This is a genomic window from Vibrio sp. YT-19(2023) (genome assembly GCF_033337395.1).
Map to the genome: position 1 here is coordinate 1 of NZ_JAWOQN010000653.1, position 639 is coordinate 639.

The following is a 639-nucleotide window of genomic DNA, read 5'->3' on the forward strand; positions in this document are numbered from 1 at the left end:
ATCATCAACGACTTTGAACCCGTCACGGCTTGGGCTGCTCGTCAACAAAATAAGCCGTGTATCGGTATCAGTCACCAAAATGCGTTTCGCTATCCAGTGCCTCTGAAGGGGGCTAGCTGGCTGGATAAATCAGTACTTGAGTATTTTGCACCATCTCAACATCAGCTTGGATTGCACTGGTATCACTTTGATCAGCCGTTGCTACCGCCCATCGTTCACACTTTGGATAACCAAGCGGATAACGATGATTTCGTGTTGGTGTATTTACCGTTTGAGTCGATTGAGGACATCTGCGACTTGTTGTTCCACTTTAATCAGCAGACGTTTATTTGTTATCAACCAGACGTGATAGAAGTAGAGAAAGTGGAGAACATAGAATTGCGTCCGCTGTGCCACACCAACTTTCAGCACCATCTACATCGTTGCTGTGGGGTCATCGCCAATGGTGGTTTTGAATTGCCTTCAGAAGCACTTTCTCTTGGCAAAAAACTGCTAATGAAACCACTGGCAGGGCAATTTGAACAGCAGAGCAACGTAGCCACGCTGGAAGATCTTGGGTTAGCCACTGCAATGGACAGTTTAGACATTTCTACCGTACGTCAGTGGCTCAAAGAGCAGCAAGCTGAGAGTGTTAAATAC

The 639-nt window shown here is 46.3% G+C and carries 1 protein-coding gene; it reads left to right on the forward strand.

Going from position 1 to position 639, the window contains the following annotated elements:
- The coding region (locus R7E78_RS27695; protein ID WP_318058828.1) for an MJ1255/VC2487 family glycosyltransferase at positions 1–639 on the forward strand (639 nt) is incomplete at both ends.